Here is a 16,373-nt window from a genome sequence, read left to right as displayed (position 1 = left end):
CAATGCCCAAAGTCGAAAACTGGCACCTGAACCGCGAGATGGAATATCCTTACGAGGACGCCCGGCCGGACAACCAGTGGGCTGGCGTCTTCGACCTGAACAAGTGTATCGAATGCCAGACCTGTACCCTGGCCTGTAAGACCACCTGGACCCACGGGGAGGGCCAGGAGCACATGTTCTGGAACAACGTCGAGACCAAACCCTACGGCTCCCACCCCGTCGGCTGGGACGGCCGTCTGCTGAACGAACTCGGCGAAGCCGAGTGGGACGAGGACGGCACCTACCAGGGCGATACGATCTTCGAGGCCAAAGGGACCGACTGGGAGAACCCGGAGAACCATCCGACCAACAACTTCAGCAGCTCCGCGGACAACCTCGCGGGGTTCATGCCGGGTGATAACGACTGGCGGTACCCGAACCTCGGAGAGGACGAGCCCGCAGGTGAGGAGATGACCGGCGATATGCACTTCGACGACGACACCCATCCGATCTGGTTCTTCTACCTGCCGCGGATCTGCAACCACTGCACGTACGCGGCGTGTGCGGGGTCGTGTCCGGTCCAGGCCATCTACAAGCGCCAGGAGGACGGCATCGTCCTCATCGACCAGGAGAACTGTCAGGCCTCGACGCAGTGTAACGAAGCCTGTCCGTACAAGAAGGCGATCCTCAACCCCAAGGAGGGCGTCTCCCAGAAGTGTGTCGGCTGTTACCCCAAGATCGAGGAGGGGAAGGTCCCGCAGTGCTTCGAGAACTGCCTGGGCAAGATCCGGATGCACGGCTACATCAACCACCCGGACGACGCCGACGTGGGCGACCCCAACGAGGAGATTGTCAACCCCATCGACTTCCTCGTCCACGAGAAAGGGCTGGCCAAGCCGCTGTACCCGCAGTTCGGCACCGAGCCGAACATCTACTACATCCCGCCGATCACGGCGCCGGTCGATTACCTGACCCAGATGTTCGGCCCGGGCGTCGAGGAGGCCATCGAGACCTACCAGGCCGCCCGCAACGGCGAGGAGCCGGAGATCCAGGCGCTGCTGCACCTGCAGGGCAGCACCGAGTGGTCGCTGACCGGCTTCAAGATCGAGGGCGACGAGGCCGTCGGCTACTACGAGGGCGACGAGGTCGGCCGCGTGCCGATCGAGGAGCCACAGACCGACCGCAAGCGCTACGACGAACAAGAGGACGTCTACCGACTCGACATCACGTGAGGTGAGAGATATGGGAAACATCTTAGGATCCGGCACGCCGACGCAGCGGCCCGGTCCAGAGGCGAGCGAGGAGTCGGAGCTTACCGGGGTGCCGACCTACGAGGCCGCCCCCGAGAACGCCGTCGACCGAGCGCGGCTGTACTCGCTGTGTTCGCTGGCGCTGGACCGACCCGGCGATCAGCTCACGGCGATGCTCAGCGCCGACGAGTTCGGTCCCGAACTGCTCGACGCCGCCGGAGGGCTCGACGATCCGGACCTCACGCGGGCCGCCGAGCAGGTCGCAGACGTCGCCGCCGACTCCGAGGGCGACGAGCTATACGGCCAGTGGGGGTCGTTGTTCGGTATCGAGGAAGGCGTCACCGTCTCGCCGTACGAACTCACCTACCTGCCCGGACCGCTGATGACCGCGACGCGCGAACTGGCCGACATCGCGGGCTTCTACAAGGCCTTCGATCTCACCATCGCGGACGGCGAGAACGACAGGAAAGATCACGTCATCTTCCAGACGGAGTTCCTGAGTGATCTCGCGCTCCGGGAGGCCGAACTCAAGCGGCGCGGCGACGACGAGGGAATCGAAATCGTCGTCGGCGCACGCCGGGCCTTCGTCGAGGAGCACCTCGGCCGGTGGTACTGGCGGTTCGCCGAAGAGGTCAACAAGCAGGACGGCGGCTTCTACGCCGCCGTCGCGAACCTGCTCGCCGTAGTGGTCGAAACGGAGATCGACCGGCTGGATGTCGATCCGGACTGGGTGCCGGACGACCCCGAGGTCATCGAGTGGAACGAGGACCTGTTCGGTGACTCCGGCCGTGGCTGCGGCGGCTGTGGCGGCAGCGGCGACGGCGAGATGGACCAGCACATCAACGGGATGCGGGGAGAGGTCCCGGCCGGTCCCGAGGAGTTCGGTCTCGGTCCCGACGAGTTCGAGCGCTCCGGGCCGGAGTAATCCCCGCGTTCGGTAGTCATCTCCTCGTTTTCCACAACGCATCGAGTCGCTGGTTTCGTTACTACCTGAAGAACTGCCGGGAGGAGAGTACGGATACGTTTCAGAGAGGTGTTCGTCGGCAGTACGAGACGGGTGGCGGAGAGTGGAAACGAAACCGGAGCAATCGTCTCCGCCGAGATGGACGCTTACTGCTCGTGGGCCCAGAACTCCTCGTCGACGGTCACCTCTTTTTTGAACAGCGGCACGATCTCTTTGAGGCGGTTGATTCCGTCTTCGACCGTCTCGAAGGCCTCCCCGCGGTGGCCCGCCAAGACGACGACGAAGACGATGTCCTCGCCTGCCTCGACGACGCCTGTTTTGTGATGCATCCGCACCTCGTAGACGCCGTCGCGCTTCTCCAACTCCTCGCGGATCTCGGCCATCTTCTGTTCGGCCACCTCGTCGTACTTCTCGAACTCCAGTTTCTCCGTTCGTTCGTCGTCGGGACCTTCCTTGGCTCGCACGCGTCCGGTGAAGGTGGCGATTGCGCCGCTGTACACCTCGTCGGGTGATCGTTTGACCTTCGCGACCAGCGAGGAGAGCGTCTCGTACGGTTCGGTCGCTTCGAGCGCGTCGACGATTGCCTCGATGTCCGCCTCCTCGCCGTGAGAGGGCCGCGCCAGTACCTCGCCGCGGTCGACATCGTACTCCCCGAGGACGACGGTCGGCAGCGCGAGGTCGGAGTAACCCTCGACCAGCGCGTAGTCACAGCGTTCGCCCAGTCGTTCGAGCGCCTCGTGCAGGTCGAGTTCCGAGGTGTCACCGGTCGCGAACCACTCGTCGTCACCGATGCCGTAGGTCTGGACCGCGCCGGCCGCGCGGTGGCGGGCGGTGTCCTTACCTTCGGTGTCGAGGGTCGGCTCGCAGTCGATGTGTTTGACCGTGCCGACCCGGCCCCGATCGGAGAAGCGGTCGGTCAGTCGCTCGGTCAGTGTCGTCTTTCCCGTATCAGAGTGGCCGACAATCGAGAGGACGTGCATACCTCCCCTTCGCGGGCCGTGGGCTTGATTGTTCGGCCTGTTCCCACGCTCACCGCTCGACGCTTTTCTCGATCACTTCCACGTCGCCGATCCTGGTCGCCGGATACTCGCCGTCGTCGTCTTTCTCGGCGGCTTTGACCATGTCCCAGACCACGTTCAACCCCGTCGTCACTCCCTCCAGAGCCTCCATCTCGCACCCGGTCTTGCCGACTGTCTCGACGGCGACGGTCAGCGTGACCGACTCCTCGTCGACGGTGAAGTCCGTCTCGACGTTCGTGATCGGGATCTGGTGACACATCGGGATCGTTTCCCACGTGTGTTTTACGGCCTGAACGGCTCCGATGCGGGCCGTCGCGAGCACGTCGCCTTTCTCGATACCGTCGGCCCGGATCGCGTCGATCGTCGAGGGCTGGAGGTCGATCCGCCCCTCCGCGACCGCTCGGCGCTTGGAGTCGGCCTTGTCACCGACGTCGACCATCTGTGCGTTGCCGTCCTCGACGTGTGTCAGGTCGTCTTGATCGCTCATACCGCTACTCGGGCGGCCCGGAAGTAATGCTCACCGGTCAGCCGGGGAAGACCTGCCCCTCCTCGATGTCGACCTTCCCGAGGTCGTCCAGCCGCTGGAGGCGTTCGCCGGCGAGGTCCTCGTCGATGCCGAGTTCGGTCGCGCGCTCGATCACCCGCTGGCGAGTCGGTGCTTCGACGATCAGTTCGTCGGCGTCGGTGACGATCTCTTCGGAGACGATCGCCTGCAGAATGACCATCGCGCGCTGTTCGGCGGAGGTCTCCCGGCGGGACCACTCGATAGAGAGCGTCCCGTCGTCGTTGACGTCCTTGATCGCGAATCCCGAGGGGAGCTGTTCGGAGACGGCCGCAACGAGCGCGGCGCGGTCGAGAGTGGCTTTGAGCCGCTGCGTTCGCCCGTCCGAACTCGTCGATTCGACGGCGACGTTCGCCCCTTCCATCGCGATTGCCCGTTCGACGACGCCGGTCAGTTCCTCGCCGACGTCGTCGAGCATCGTCCGCTTCTGTGCGCGGTACTCCCGCTCGCGCTCGGCGAGCTGTTCGTACCGCTGCATGCGTTCGTGTGAGCTTTCCTCGTCGCTATCCATGGACGCACGTACACGAGCGAGCAACAAACCGCTGTGGGTCCGTCAGTTCTTCGGGCGGTACTCCTCGCCGTAGATCTCCCGCATCTTCTCCTCGTGCACGTCGAGAATCGTGTTCCGCACCTTCTTCATCGACGGAGTGAGCATGTTGTTCTCCGGCGTCCACTCCTCGGCGACCAGCGCGAACTCGCGGATCTGCTCGTACGTTTCGAGTTCCTGGTTGGTCTCCTCGACGACCTCACCGATCCACTCCCGCACGCGGTCGTCCTCGATGGCCTCGTGGGGGTCCTCGGGGAGATCGATTCCCTCCTTGTCGGCCCACTTGCGCATCGACTCGAAGTTCGGCACGATGATCGCGCCGACGAACTTCTGGTTGTCGCCGACGACCATGATCTGCTCGACGCGGTCGTTCGTCGAGAAGAGGTCCTCGATGGGCTGGGGGGCGACGTTTTTCCCGGTGTCGGGCACGATGATCTGCTTGAGCCGCTCCTTGAAGATCAGGAAGCCGTCGGGGGTCTGCTCGACCAGATCGCCGGTGCGGAACCACTTGCCCGCACCGTCGGCGGCGACGCTTTCCCGTTCCGGCTCCGTATCGTCGTCGGTTCCGAAGGGGTCGTCGGTGAACGCCCGCTCCGTCGCGCCCGGCTTGTTCCAGTAGCCGTCCGTGACGTTGTCACCGCGGACGAGCAGTTCGCCGACGGAACTGCCCTCGACTTCCCTGTCGACGTCCTCCTGATCGATGGCGGACTCGTCGATTGCGACCTCACAGCCCACGACCGGGACGCCGAGGGTGCCGGGGCGGATGTCGTCGACGGAGTTCGTCGCCACGACGGGTGCGGTCTCCGTCAGGCCGTACCCCTCGGTGACGACGATCCCCATCCCGTTGAACATCCGACAGAGGTCGGTGCTGAGACTGCCGCCGCCGGAGACCATGATCTCGATGTTACCCCCGAGCTGTTCGCGGACCGTCGAGTAGACGAGTTTGTCCGCGATGGAGTGTTTCAGCCGGAGGAGCGCGCCGGGATCCTCGGCTTTCTGGTAGTCGATTGCGACGTCCAGCCCCCAGTTGAAGATCCGCTCTTTCACCGGGCTCTCCGAGGCCTGTTCGCGCATGCTGTCGAAGATCCGCTCGTAGACGCGAGGGACGCTCGCGGCGGTCGTCGGCTGGATCTTCTTGATATCCTCGGAGATGGTGTCGGTGCTCTCCGCGTAGCCGACGGTCGCGCCGGAGCCGTACGCTACGAAGCTCCCGACCGTCCGCTCGAAGACGTGCGCCAGCGGCAGGAACGAGATCGTCGTCGAGTCGCTGCTGATACACGGTCGGTCCGGCTCGCCCGGCCGCGGGCCGGAGCGCCGCCGGATCATGTGGAAGTTCGAGCGGAAATTCCAGTGTGTCAGTCGGACGCCCTTGGGCTGGCCGGTCGTTCCGGAGGTGTAGACGAGGCTCGCGAGATCCTCCGGCTGTCGGTCGTCGAGCCAGCCCTGGTAGGTGTCTTCGTCGTAGTTCTCCTCGCCGATATCGTGCACGTCCCCCAGCGTGTAGATATCCTCCCGCTCGTAGCCCGACTCCGGTTCGTCGATGACGACCATGAACTCGAGGTCGAGGTCGTCTTCGACCTCGATCACCCGGTCGAGCAACTCGGCGTTCTCGGCGACGACGGCGCTGGCACCGGGGTCGCTGAGCAGGTACTTCGCCTGTTTCGGCGAGGAGTCCGTGTAGACCGTCGTCACCACGCACTCGGCCGCGAGCAGGGCATAGTCCGTCTGTGCCCACTCCATGCGCGTGCTACAGAACAACCCCACACGGTCGTCCGGTTCCAACCCCAGTTCCCGGAATCCGGTCGCGAGATTCCTGACGATCCGGCGCATCTGTCGGTAGGAGATCGATTCGTACTCGCCTGTCGGCGTTTCGGGGAGCAGGTGGTCGATCGATCTGTCGTAGACCCCGCCCTTGAACAGTTGCGCCTCCCCGTCGAGGTTCGCCTCGGCGCTTTTCTCGAACAGCTCCGGAATCGTCCCCCGTTCGCGCATCGGATCGTCGTAGTTACGCTCTGCTTCCAACCAGTCAGGCCCCTGAATCTTGGTCGACATACTGTAGCCAAATACGAAACACTCTTATAAAAAGATCGGTCCTTTCGGTACATCGTCAGGTGATCCTCGACGACGGATCGCGAAAGTCCGGCAGTCGTCGGTTCGTCGTAGCTCCGGTCGACCCCGACCACGACATCTAAATCGGGTGCAGTTGTACTGCGTGGTATGACACACGACGAGTCCGCCACCGACGGCTGGTTCGCCGGGATCGACCCCGGCGACACCGACGCCGCGCAGGCGGCGGTCCGGGACGGGTCGGCCACGGCGCCCCGTGACTGGCCAACCCTCGCCGCCGAGTCCGGATTCGCCGAGCGCGAGGAGTACTACAGACTCCTCCACGAGGCGACGATGGCGGCCACGCGGGCCGAAGTCAGGGAACGCGAGCAGGCCGACGACCAGCAGCTAATCCACGCGATCCGCGCGCTCGACGACTGCCAGCGGGTGGCGAACGAACTCACCGAACGCGTCGGCGAGTGGGCCGGGAGTCAGGACGCCGACGCGGACGTCGACGACGAGTACATCGCCGCTCTCGCCGAGCGGGAGCCGGACAGTCCGATGGAAGACCGACTCGTCTCGCTCGCGGACCGGATCGTCGGTCTCCAGGAGGAGAGCCGGTCGCTGCAGACTGTCGTCGAATCGACGGCGACCTCCGTCGCGCCCAACCTCACCGCCCTCGCCGGCCCGGAGTTGGCGGCGCGGCTGATCGCGCTGGCCGGCGGCCTCGACGAACTAGCCAAAAAGCCCGCTGGCACGGTACAGGTGCTGGGTGCCGAAGACGCCCTGTTCGCACACCTCCGTGGCGGGGCCCCCTCTCCGAAACACGGCATCATCTACACCCACGAGTACGTGCGAGGGACCCGACCGGAGGACCGCGGTTCGGCCGCCCGCGCGCTCGCCGGCAAACTCGCTATCGCCGCCCGAGTCGACAACTACGCCGGGGAGTACCGCCCGGAGTTAGAGGCCGAGTTAGACGACCGAATGGAGCGTATCCGCGCTCGTGAGAACCAATGAGTCCGGACGGCGTCGCTCGGAAGAGCATCGACGGCGAGACCGGGCTCGCCACGGAGGGTGAGCCGGTGTACGGTGAGCCGACTGCCGACGGCTGGCGGCTGTGGGATCGCTCGCGGTCGAAACTCGCCGTCCTGCTCGACCGGGAGGTCGAGACCGGCCTCGACGACGGATCGACGGTGCTGTATCTCGGCGCGGCGAGCGGCACGACCGTCAGCCACGTCGCCGACTTCGCCGGGCCGACCTACGCCGTCGAGTTCGCACCGCGGCCGATGCGGGATCTGCTCGACGTAGCCGCCGACCGGGAGAATCTCTTTCCGCTGCTGAAAGACGCCCGCGAGCCGGAGTCGTACGCTCACGTCGTCGAACCGGTCGACGTGATCGTCCAGGACGTCGCGATTCGAGGCCAGGCCGACGTGGCGCTGGCGAACAGACAGTTTCTCAGGGAGGACGGTCGGCTGGTGCTCTCGGTCAAAGCCAGAAGCGAGGACGTGACCCGCGACCCCGAAGCCGTCTTCGAGGAGGTCGAAGAACGGCTGGCGGAGGGATACGAGATCGAGTACGCGGAGTCACTCGAACCGTTTCACGACGACCATCTCGGGGTCGTCGCGACGCCTGAGTAGCAGATACTGCTGGTAGTTAGATCGAGAGAACGGAGAGGAAATTACTCCAGTTCGTCCGCGAGTTCGTCCGCGTCGATGTCGGCGTCTTCGAGGGCTTCTTCGAGGTCGCCGCCGCCCATGCCGCCCATACCGCCCATCATGCCGGGCATGCCCATGCCGCCGGCGCCGTCGATGATCTCCTCGATGACGATTCGGTCGACGCCGACCATCTCCATGAGCTGCTGGCCGATCTGCTGTTTCTGCATCATCCACTGCTGGTTCATCGTCAGCTGCGGGGTCGCCTCGATGTACAGCGACTCCTTCTCGACTTCGACCGTCTCGAACTCGGGTTCGGACTCATCCTCGTCGTCCTCGTCGTCGTCATCCTCGACGAGTTGCTCTTCCTCGACAGTGTCGGTCTGGAACCAGATGTTGAGATCCATGCCGAGGAACATGTCGATCAGGCCCTGGGCCTGCTCTTTGCGGTCCTCGACCTTCTCGATGATCTCGTACTCGTACTCGATGTCCTCGCCGGCCAGCGGGTGGTTGAAGTCGACGCGGGCGCGTCCGCCGATGATCGTCTCGATGAAGCCTTCCTCGCCGTCGATACGGACCTGCGCGCCGGGGTAGCGGTCGTCTTCCGGGATCTTGTCCTTGCTGACGGTTCGGACCTGCTCGTCGTCGTACTCGCCGAAGGCCTCGCTGGCTTCGACGCTCGCGGTGCCCGTGTCACCGACTTCCTTGCCGACGATGTCGTCCTCGACCGAGGGGAAGATGTGACCCTCACCGAGCACGATGGTTCGCGGGGCGAACTCCTGCTCGTCGTCGTCGATTCCCTCCTCTTCGGCGACCTCAGGGTCTGTCGTGTCGACCAGGCGGTCGTCCTCGACCGTGCGGGCGGTGTAGTCGAGTCTGATGAAATCGCCTTCCTGAAGGCCCGTTGCCTCTTCCTCCTGTGCTTCTTCGCTCTCTGTCGACTCCTCCTCGGAATCGTTGCTCATACCCTGTGGGTCAGTCGTAATACTCTTAAGAACACCGTTTCGCAACGCTCAGCGCGGGAATCGTGTGCCACGTTAGCGTGATATTGGGCGTCCTGACGGGCAGACGAAGTGAGTCGCGCGGGGGTATCCGGGGCCGGAACCGGACCAGTCGACGCCGGGAGCATCAGGTCGTTTCGTGGCGACCAGCCAAACCGTCGTCTGAGTGGGTCTACCGACCGTCCTCAGATTTCGGCTTCGGCTGTTTTCCCGGATGTCGCGTGCGGTTAACACTCGTTGTGCGGGCGTTAAAGACTGTTAACGGCTCTTGCGGCACCGTTTATGTGCCTTCGGATACACGAACCCGTATGTACGAAGTCGAGGTCAAAGTCCGCGCGGATCACGATGCCGTCCGCGATTCACTCGAATCAGTCGGCGCAGTTCACGTCGAGTCCGTCGAACAGGAGGACATCTACTACGACGCCCCTGATCGAGATTTCGCCCAGACCGACGAAGCCCTCCGAGTGCGGGAGGAACGGTCAGCGACGAGTCGCTGTGAGAACGACGAGGAGGAGACGATAGACACCCGACTCACCTACAAGGGGCCGCTCGTCGACAGCGACTCGAAGACACGCCAGGAAGCCGAAACCGCCGTCGTCGACCCGGAGGAACTCCGCGCCATCCTCAACGGCCTCGGCTACGAACCCGCCGCGACGGTCCGCAAGGAGCGCGAGCGGTACACCGTCGAAGGCGTCACCGTGACCCTCGATACCGTCGACGGTCTCGGGGAGTTCGTCGAGGCCGAACTCGAAACCGAACGCGACATCGACAGCGCGCGCGACCGCGTCCTGACCCTGCTCACCGATCTCGGCCTCGACACCGACGAGCAGATCCGAACGTCCTATCTCGGCCTGTTGCTCTCCGAGGAGTAGTATTACTCCGAGAAATTGTCTGGCGAGTCATTGTTTCCGAAAGTTATAGACCGGGCGCTGCCGAAGCCGGTGGTAATGACCGAACGGAATATCCACGTCGAACCGGCGGCGGCTCGGGCCGTCGAAGACCAGCATATCGAGATTGTCGAGCGAAAGGGGATCGGCCACCCCGATTCGATCTGTGACGGGGTCGCCGAGGAGGTCGCCCGGGCGCTCGCCCGGACGTATCTCGACCGGTTCGGGCGACTGCTGCATTTCAACACCGACGAGACACAACTCGTCGCGGGGACGGCCGCGCCGGCCTTCGGCGGCGGCGAGATGCTGGAACCGATCTATCTGCTGATCGTCGGCCGTGCGACCAAGACCTACGAAGGCGAGAAGATACCCGCCGAGACGATTGCGCTGAAGGCCGCGCGGGAGTATCTCGACGAGACGTTCCCGCATCTCGACGTGGGGACGGACATCATCGTCGACATCAAACTCGGGGAAGGGAGCGGAGACCTGCAGGACGTCTTCGGCGAGGAGGGCGCGGTTCCGATGGCCAACGACACCAGCTACGGCGTCGGCCACGCGCCGCTGACCGAGACCGAACAGATCGTCTACAACACCGAGCGCCAACTCAACACGACCTACGCCGAGGACAACCCCGAGATCGGACAGGACATCAAGGTGATGGGCAAACGCGAGGGCGATCAGATCGACGTGACCGTCGCCGTGGCGATGGTCGATCGGTACATTGCCGACATGGAGGAGTACAAACAGGCTGTCCGCGATGTCGAGGCGTACGTCGAGGATCTCGCCAGCGAGTACACCGACCGGGACGTGACCGTCTACGTGAACACCGCCGACGACTACGAGGAGGGATCGATCTACCTGACGACCACCGGAACCAGCGCCGAGCAGGGCGACGACGGGTCGGTCGGTCGTGGGAACCGCGCGAACGGGCTCATCACGCCGAACCGTCCGATGAGCATGGAGGCGACGAGCGGGAAGAACCCGGTCAACCACATCGGGAAGATTTACAACCTCCTCTCGACCGAAATCGCCGAGTCCGTCGTCGAGGACGTCGACGGGATCAGACAGCTACAGATGCGGCTGCTGAGCCAGATCGGCCAACCCATCGACCACCCCCACGTGGCGGACGCGCAGGTGCTCACGGAGGACGGCGTCGAGATCGAAGATATCCGCGAGGAGATCGTCGACACCGTCGACGACGAACTCGCGAACGTCACCGACATCACAGAGCGCGTGATCGAAAACGAACTCTCGACGTTCTGACCCCGCGGAGCCGTCGGACACGGTCGGATCCGGCGGAACTATCATTATCGGCCGCGCCTAGTGTACCGTGTGAGCAAGCAACAAGATCAGACGGTCCGGCGGTACATGTCGGAGTCCTTCGAGACGGTCAGTCGGGACTCGTCGTTGGTGACGGCCGCCGAGCGGATGGGGGAAGCGAACAGTGGCGCAGTGATCGTCAGGGGGGAACCGACGGGTATCGTCACGAGTACGGACATCGTACAACAGGTCGCGGAAGGCAGAGACACCTCCGAGTTACACGTCGACGACGCGGCGACGGAGGTGACGGCGACCATCAACCCGACACAACACATCAAAGACGCCGCCTCGACGATGCTGCAGGAGGGGATCAGCTACGTACCGGTGACCGAAGACGGCGAGATTGTCGGTATTTTGTCGAAAACGGACATCACAGAGAGTAGCACCTGAGCGTTCGCGCGATCGTAGCCGGTTTATCCGCCCGCGGGTTACGGGTTGACATGCACCCACCCGGGGCCGAGACGGTGCTCGTCCGGTACGGAGAGATCGGAGTCAAAAGCTCACAGCTCCGCGGCCGGATGGAACAGCGGCTACAGGAGAATCTGCTCGCGGTGCTCGAGGACCGAACCATCGACGCCGATGTCACCCGCGAGAACACGCGTCTGTACGTCCACACCGGTACGGAGCGTGTCGACGATGTGATCGAAGCGGTGACAGACACCTTCGGTGTCGTCTCGGCGAGTCCCGTGAGACGGGTCGATGCGACGAAGGAGGCAATCACGGAGGCGTTCGCGGAGACGGCCCGCACCCACTACGAGGGCCAACCCTACGCCGTCCGGGCCCACCGCGCCGGTCCGAAGTCCGCCCACCCGTTCACCAGCGCGGAACTCAAACGCGAGGGCGGGGATGCGGTCGGGGCGGTCGCCCTGGAGAAGGGGCTGGAGCCGACGGTCGACCTCGACGACCCCGAACTGACCGTCTCCGTCGAAGTCCGCGAGGACGACGCCTACGTCTTTCTCGACAGACAGAGCGGTCCGGGCGGGTTGCCGCTGGGGACACAACAGCCGCTCGTCGCGTTGGTCAGCGGCGGCATCGACTCGCCGGTCGCGGCCTGGCTGGCGATGAAACGCGGCGCACCAGTCTACCCGCTGTACGTCGACCTCGGCGCGTACGGCGGTGTCGACCACCGCCTCCGTGCCGAGGAGACGGCGGCGACGCTGTCAGAGTACGCCCCTAACTACGACACCCGGCTCCGGATCGCTCCCGGCGGCGACGTAATCGAGTCGCTGGCCGCCGAGTTGGATCTCTACCGGATGCCCGTTGTTCGGCGGTTCATGCTGCGGGTCGCCGAGGAAGTCGCCGCGGATCTCGACGCGGTCGGAATCGTCACCGGGGAGTCGGTCGGCCAGAAGTCGAGCCAGACGACGGCGAATCTGCGGGTGACGAGCGCCGCGACGGAGCTACCGGTCCACCGCCCGCTGCTAGCTCGTGACAAGTCGACAATCAGCCAGCGCGCACAGGAGATCGGTACGTACCCGGACTCGACGATCGATACCGGCTGTCACCGGCTGGCACCCGATCGGCCGGCGACACGGCCGCCGCTGGAGCGGGTCCGGGAGGCCGAACCCGACGACCTCGCGGACCGGGCGGCCCGGGTAGCCGCGGACCGGACACGTCTGGAGTGATCGGCTGTCGGGGCCGACCGCTCACTCGGAGGTGAACAGCGTCAGCTCCTCGGCCTCGTAGATGTTGATGAGTTCGTTGATGATCTCGTCGTACGACTCGTCGTCGATTCGGAGGTTATCCAGCCGTTCGACCGTGTCTTCGTCGAGGTCGATCGCGGGCATATCTACACCTTCGGTGGCGATTTTGATAAGCGTAGCTGTTGTGCTCACCCCGGCGGCACGCAAACGCTATGTGCGCGCCGCCACTGGACACGGGCGTGAGCGATTACGATCTCGAACGATACCTGACGGTCCGCGCCGCGTACGGGGCCTCGCTCGGTCCCGACGGTCGGCTCGCATTCCTGCTCGACGCGACCGGCGTCGCGCAGGTGTACACACTCGACGAGCCGGGTGCCTGGCCCGTCCAGCGAACGTTCTACGACGAACCCGTCTCGTTCGTGAGCTACGCCCCGGAACGGCCCGAGATGGTGTTCGGGATGGACGACGGGGGCAACGAGCGGATGCAGTTGTTCCGACTCGACGCGGACGGAACGATCACCGAACTGACCGGGATGCCGGAGGCGAAACACCGCTGGGGCGGCTGGAGCAGCGACGGCGAACGGTTCGCCTTCGCCTCGAACCGTCGCGACGAGTCCGTCTTCGACATCTACGTCCAGGACCGCGACGCGGTGGGCGAGGAGGCGGAACTCGTCTTCGAGGGCGACGGCTGGCTGAGCGTCAACGGCTGGCACCCCGGCGACGAGTCACTGCTCCTCCGGGAGGCCTACTCGAACTTCGATCAGGACGTGTACGTGCTGGATCTGGAGACGGGCGAGCGTCGTCACCTGACCCCACACGACGGCGATATCCGCTATTCGAGCGTCCAGTGGGGGCCGGACGGCGAGTGGCTGTATCTCGTCACCGACGACGGGACCGAGACGCTGTATCTCGCCCGGATGGACCCCGAGAGCGGCGAGGTCGAGCGACTCCGGTCCGGCGGCGAGTGGAACGTCGACGGCGTGGCGGTCGACGACGAGACGGGAACGGTCGTCTACTCCCGCAACGTCGACGGTTACACGGATCTCACGCTCGGGGAGTTGACCGAGGACGGAATCAGCGAGTTGCCGATGCCGGAACTCCCGGGGAACGTCGCCGGCGGCGTCAGTTTCGGACCCGACGGCGACCGGTTCGCGCTGTCCTCGTCCGGCCGCCGACACAACACCAACGTCTCTGTCGTGGATCTGACCGCGCTGCGGCAGGTGGCCGACGACGACGCCGCGCTCGCGGGCGATCCGGACGGCGCGGCGACACGCTGGACTCGGGCGTCGACGGCCGGAATCCCGAGCGAGCAGTTCGTCGAACCGGAACTCGTCCGGTACGAGAGCTTCGACGGGCGGGAGATTCCCGCCTTCTTCTCGCTGCCCGACACCGTCCCCGAGGGCGGTGCGCCGGTAATCGTCGATATCCACGGCGGCCCCGAGAGCCAGCGTCGGCCCTCCTTCTCCGGCCTGCGGCAGTACTTCCTCGCGGAGGGATACGCGCTGTTCGAGCCGAACGTCCGCGGGTCCTCTGGCTACGGTCGCGAGTACACCCACCTCGACGACGTCGAAAAGCGGATGGACTCGGTCACGGATATCAAATACGGCGTCGAGTGGCTCGCAGAGTCCGACGCGGTCGACCCCGACCGGGTCGTCGCGAAGGGCGGCTCCTACGGCGGGTTCATGGTGCTCGCCGCGCTGACGGAGTACCCACAGCTGTGGGCGGCGGGCGTCGATGTCGTCGGCATCGCGAACTTCGTCACCTTCCTCGAAAACACCGGCTCGTGGCGGCGAGAGCTACGAGAGGCCGAGTACGGCTCGCTCGAAGACGACCGCGAGTTCCTCGAATCGATCAGCCCGACGAACAACATCGAGGCCATCGAAGCGCCGCTGTTCGTACTCCACGGGGCGAACGACCCGCGAGTGCCGGTCGGAGAGGCAGAACAGATCGTCGAGCGAGCGCGCGAGCAGGGCGTCCCGGTCCGCAAACTGATCTTCGAGGACGAGGGCCACGGCATCTCGAAGCTCGACAACCGGATCGAGGCGTACACCGAAGTCGTCGACTTCCTCGACGAACACGTCTAATCGAGGCGGTCCTCCCCCCAGTAGAGGAGACCGCTCCCCGCGAGAAACCCGAGCGCCCCCCCGGCCCCGAGCGCCCGTGCGGTGAAACCGTCCAGGCGGCTGCTCGGTTTGAAACTGTTGGGCAGACGCTTGCTCCCGGTGTGGCCGAGGGTCCCGAGTTGGACCCGGGAGTCGGAACTCGTCCCGCTGACACCCGCCGACAGGGCGTAGACGTATCCGTCGTTACTGCCGACGTAGAGGCGTCCGTCGGCCACCGTCGGTGACGAACTGACCTTGCCCCCGGTGTCGAGCGCGAGCAGTTGCTCGCCGGTCGACTCGTCCAGCCCGTAGACCGTCCCGTCCCAGCTACCGACGAAGACGACGCCCCCGGCGACCGTCGGTGAGGAGAGGACCCGGCCGCCGGTCTCGAACTGCCAGCGTTTGCTGCCGTCGTCGGTATCGAGCGCGAAGACCGACCCCGTCGCACTGCCGCCGTCGTCGGACCTGAGCCGGGTCTTCCACCCGCCCACGTAGACCGTGTCGCCGTGGACCGTCGGTGAGGAGTCGACGAACTCGTCGGTGTCGAAGACCCACTCCCGGTCGCCGGTCTCCGCATCGAACGCGTAGACGTTACCGGCCGAGTTCGGGCCGCCGGTGCGCTCGCGGTCACCGACGTACACCGACCCGTCGGCAACGGTCGGCGAGGAGTAGGTGCCGCTGCCGAGGTCGAAGCGCCAGCGCTGCCAGCCGGATTTCGGATCGAGCGCGCGGAGAGACTGCCCGCGGACGAAGACGGCGTCTTCGACGACTGTTGGCGAGGCGCCGCTCATCATCTGGTACTCCGAGAACCAGCGCTGCTGGCCGTCCGCGGTGTCGACCGCGTAGAGGCCGTCGCTGTCGCTCGTGAAAAACAGCGTTTCGGCGCCGACGACCGGCGAGGCCTGCACTCGGCCCTCGGTCTCGACGCGCCACCGCTCCTCCCCGGAGATGGCATCGAGCGCGTAGAGGTTCGTATCCTCACAGCCGACGAGGACGAGACGCTCCGTCTCGTTGCCCCGGTCGACGACGAACGGTGAGCTATCGACCGGTTCGCTGGTCTCGAACTCCCAGATCCGCACGCCCGTCTCGGCGTCGAGGGCGTAGACGCCGCCGGCCTGCGAGCCGATATACACCGTCCCGTCGACGACGGTCGGAGAGGAAAACACGGGGCCGCCGGTGTCGAACCGCCAGTCCGCCGTCGCGGCGGCGCGGGCCCCGTCGGACGCCCGCAGAACCGCCCCGGAACCGACTGCACAGCCGGCTAGCCGAAGGAACTGCCGGCGGGTCCGGGGGCGCGAGTTCCGCGGCGACATGTTGCATAAATGATTATCACTGGTCGTAATGTATATTTTGGTATGGATTACGACGGCCACATCAGGAACCTACGTCGGGGTACGTACC

General features: G+C 65.1%; 16 protein-coding genes. 9 read left to right on the top strand and 7 right to left on the bottom strand.

Going from position 1 to position 16,373, the window contains the following annotated elements:
- Positions 1–2 precede the first annotated feature (2 nt).
- Both GRX03_RS05030 and GRX03_RS05025 read left to right on the top strand, forming a co-directional pair.
- The gene (locus GRX03_RS05030) at positions 3–1,211 is read left to right on the top strand and encodes a 4Fe-4S dicluster domain-containing protein (protein WP_159763054.1); all 1,209 of its coding nucleotides are present in this window, start codon (positions 3–5) and stop codon (positions 1,209–1,211) included.
- 10 nt (positions 1,212–1,221) lie between these two features.
- Positions 1,222–2,154: a TorD/DmsD family molecular chaperone gene (locus GRX03_RS05025; protein ID WP_159763053.1), complete on the top strand. Its 933-nt coding sequence runs from the start codon at positions 1,222–1,224 to the stop codon at positions 2,152–2,154.
- Between the two features lie 185 nt (positions 2,155–2,339).
- Here the strand turns inward: GRX03_RS05025 and GRX03_RS05020 are convergent, their stop codons facing one another.
- The 4 genes from GRX03_RS05020 to GRX03_RS05005 are packed head-to-tail and all read right to left on the bottom strand — an operon-like array spanning position 2,340 to position 6,373.
- Complete coding sequence (locus tag GRX03_RS05020) at positions 2,340–3,173, bottom strand: molybdopterin synthase (RefSeq protein WP_159763052.1); 834 nt, start codon at positions 3,171–3,173, stop codon at positions 2,340–2,342.
- 49 nt (positions 3,174–3,222) lie between these two features.
- The gene (moaC, locus tag GRX03_RS05015) at positions 3,223–3,699 is read right to left on the bottom strand and encodes a cyclic pyranopterin monophosphate synthase MoaC (protein ID WP_159763051.1); all 477 of its coding nucleotides are present in this window, start codon (positions 3,697–3,699) and stop codon (positions 3,223–3,225) included.
- A gap of 37 nt (positions 3,700–3,736) precedes the next feature.
- On the bottom strand, positions 3,737–4,285 hold the full coding sequence (locus GRX03_RS05010; protein WP_159763050.1) for a hypothetical protein: 549 nt from the start codon (positions 4,283–4,285) through the stop codon (positions 3,737–3,739).
- A gap of 42 nt (positions 4,286–4,327) precedes the next feature.
- Positions 4,328–6,373, bottom strand: coding sequence for an AMP-dependent synthetase/ligase (locus GRX03_RS05005; protein WP_159763049.1), 2,046 nt, complete (start codon positions 6,371–6,373; stop codon positions 4,328–4,330).
- Between the two features lie 165 nt (positions 6,374–6,538).
- On the opposite strand from GRX03_RS05005, the gene GRX03_RS05000 reads away from it, so the two are divergent.
- Positions 6,539–7,384, top strand: coding sequence for an NOP5/NOP56 family protein (locus GRX03_RS05000; RefSeq protein WP_159763048.1), 846 nt, complete (start codon positions 6,539–6,541; stop codon positions 7,382–7,384).
- The gene (locus GRX03_RS04995; protein ID WP_159763047.1) at positions 7,381–8,004 is read left to right on the top strand and encodes a fibrillarin-like rRNA/tRNA 2'-O-methyltransferase; all 624 of its coding nucleotides are present in this window, start codon (positions 7,381–7,383) and stop codon (positions 8,002–8,004) included. The genes GRX03_RS05000 and GRX03_RS04995 overlap by 4 nt, the downstream gene beginning before the upstream one ends.
- Before the next feature lie 41 nt (positions 8,005–8,045).
- Here the strand turns inward: GRX03_RS04995 and GRX03_RS04990 are convergent, their stop codons facing one another.
- Positions 8,046–8,984 carry an FKBP-type peptidyl-prolyl cis-trans isomerase gene (locus tag GRX03_RS04990; RefSeq protein ID WP_159763046.1) on the bottom strand — a complete coding sequence of 313 codons (939 nt, stop codon included), beginning with the start codon at positions 8,982–8,984 and terminating at the stop codon, positions 8,046–8,048.
- Positions 8,985–9,328: 344 nt separating this feature from the next.
- Here GRX03_RS04990 and cyaB point away from each other — a divergent pair, with 344 nt between their 5' ends.
- The 4 genes from cyaB (at position 9,329) to GRX03_RS04970 (ending at position 12,852) form a co-directional block, all read left to right on the top strand.
- Positions 9,329–9,892 carry a class IV adenylate cyclase gene (cyaB, locus tag GRX03_RS04985; RefSeq protein ID WP_159763045.1) on the top strand — a complete coding sequence of 188 codons (564 nt, stop codon included), beginning with the start codon at positions 9,329–9,331 and terminating at the stop codon, positions 9,890–9,892.
- Positions 9,893–9,967: 75 nt separating this feature from the next.
- On the top strand, positions 9,968–11,170 hold the full coding sequence (locus tag GRX03_RS04980) for a methionine adenosyltransferase (RefSeq protein ID WP_159763044.1): 1,203 nt from the start codon (positions 9,968–9,970) through the stop codon (positions 11,168–11,170).
- Positions 11,171–11,239: 69 nt separating this feature from the next.
- On the top strand, positions 11,240–11,617 hold the full coding sequence (locus GRX03_RS04975) for a CBS domain-containing protein (RefSeq protein ID WP_159763043.1): 378 nt from the start codon (positions 11,240–11,242) through the stop codon (positions 11,615–11,617).
- 50 nt (positions 11,618–11,667) lie between these two features.
- Positions 11,668–12,852: a tRNA sulfurtransferase gene (locus tag GRX03_RS04970; RefSeq protein ID WP_159763042.1), complete on the top strand. Its 1,185-nt coding sequence runs from the start codon at positions 11,668–11,670 to the stop codon at positions 12,850–12,852.
- 21 nt (positions 12,853–12,873) lie between these two features.
- On the opposite strand, the gene GRX03_RS16505 is transcribed toward GRX03_RS04970, so the two are convergent.
- Positions 12,874–13,014 carry a DUF7557 family protein gene (locus tag GRX03_RS16505; protein ID WP_201289173.1) on the bottom strand — a complete coding sequence of 47 codons (141 nt, stop codon included), beginning with the start codon at positions 13,012–13,014 and terminating at the stop codon, positions 12,874–12,876.
- 95 nt (positions 13,015–13,109) lie between these two features.
- Here GRX03_RS16505 and GRX03_RS04965 point away from each other — a divergent pair, with 95 nt between their 5' ends.
- Positions 13,110–14,954, top strand: a complete 1,845-nt coding sequence (locus tag GRX03_RS04965; protein WP_368278003.1) for a S9 family peptidase — start codon at positions 13,110–13,112, stop codon at positions 14,952–14,954.
- Here GRX03_RS04965 and GRX03_RS04960 read toward each other — a convergent pair.
- Positions 14,951–16,285 carry an outer membrane protein assembly factor BamB family protein gene (locus GRX03_RS04960; RefSeq protein ID WP_159763040.1) on the bottom strand — a complete coding sequence of 445 codons (1,335 nt, stop codon included), beginning with the start codon at positions 16,283–16,285 and terminating at the stop codon, positions 14,951–14,953. The genes GRX03_RS04965 and GRX03_RS04960 overlap by 4 nt on opposite strands.
- Between the last annotated feature and the right edge of the window lie 88 nt (positions 16,286–16,373).

Source organism: Halovenus carboxidivorans, assembly GCF_009831575.1.
GTDB lineage: Archaea > Halobacteriota > Halobacteria > Halobacteriales > Haloarculaceae > Halovenus > Halovenus carboxidivorans.
This window is presented reverse-complemented; position numbering and strand designations above follow the sequence as displayed.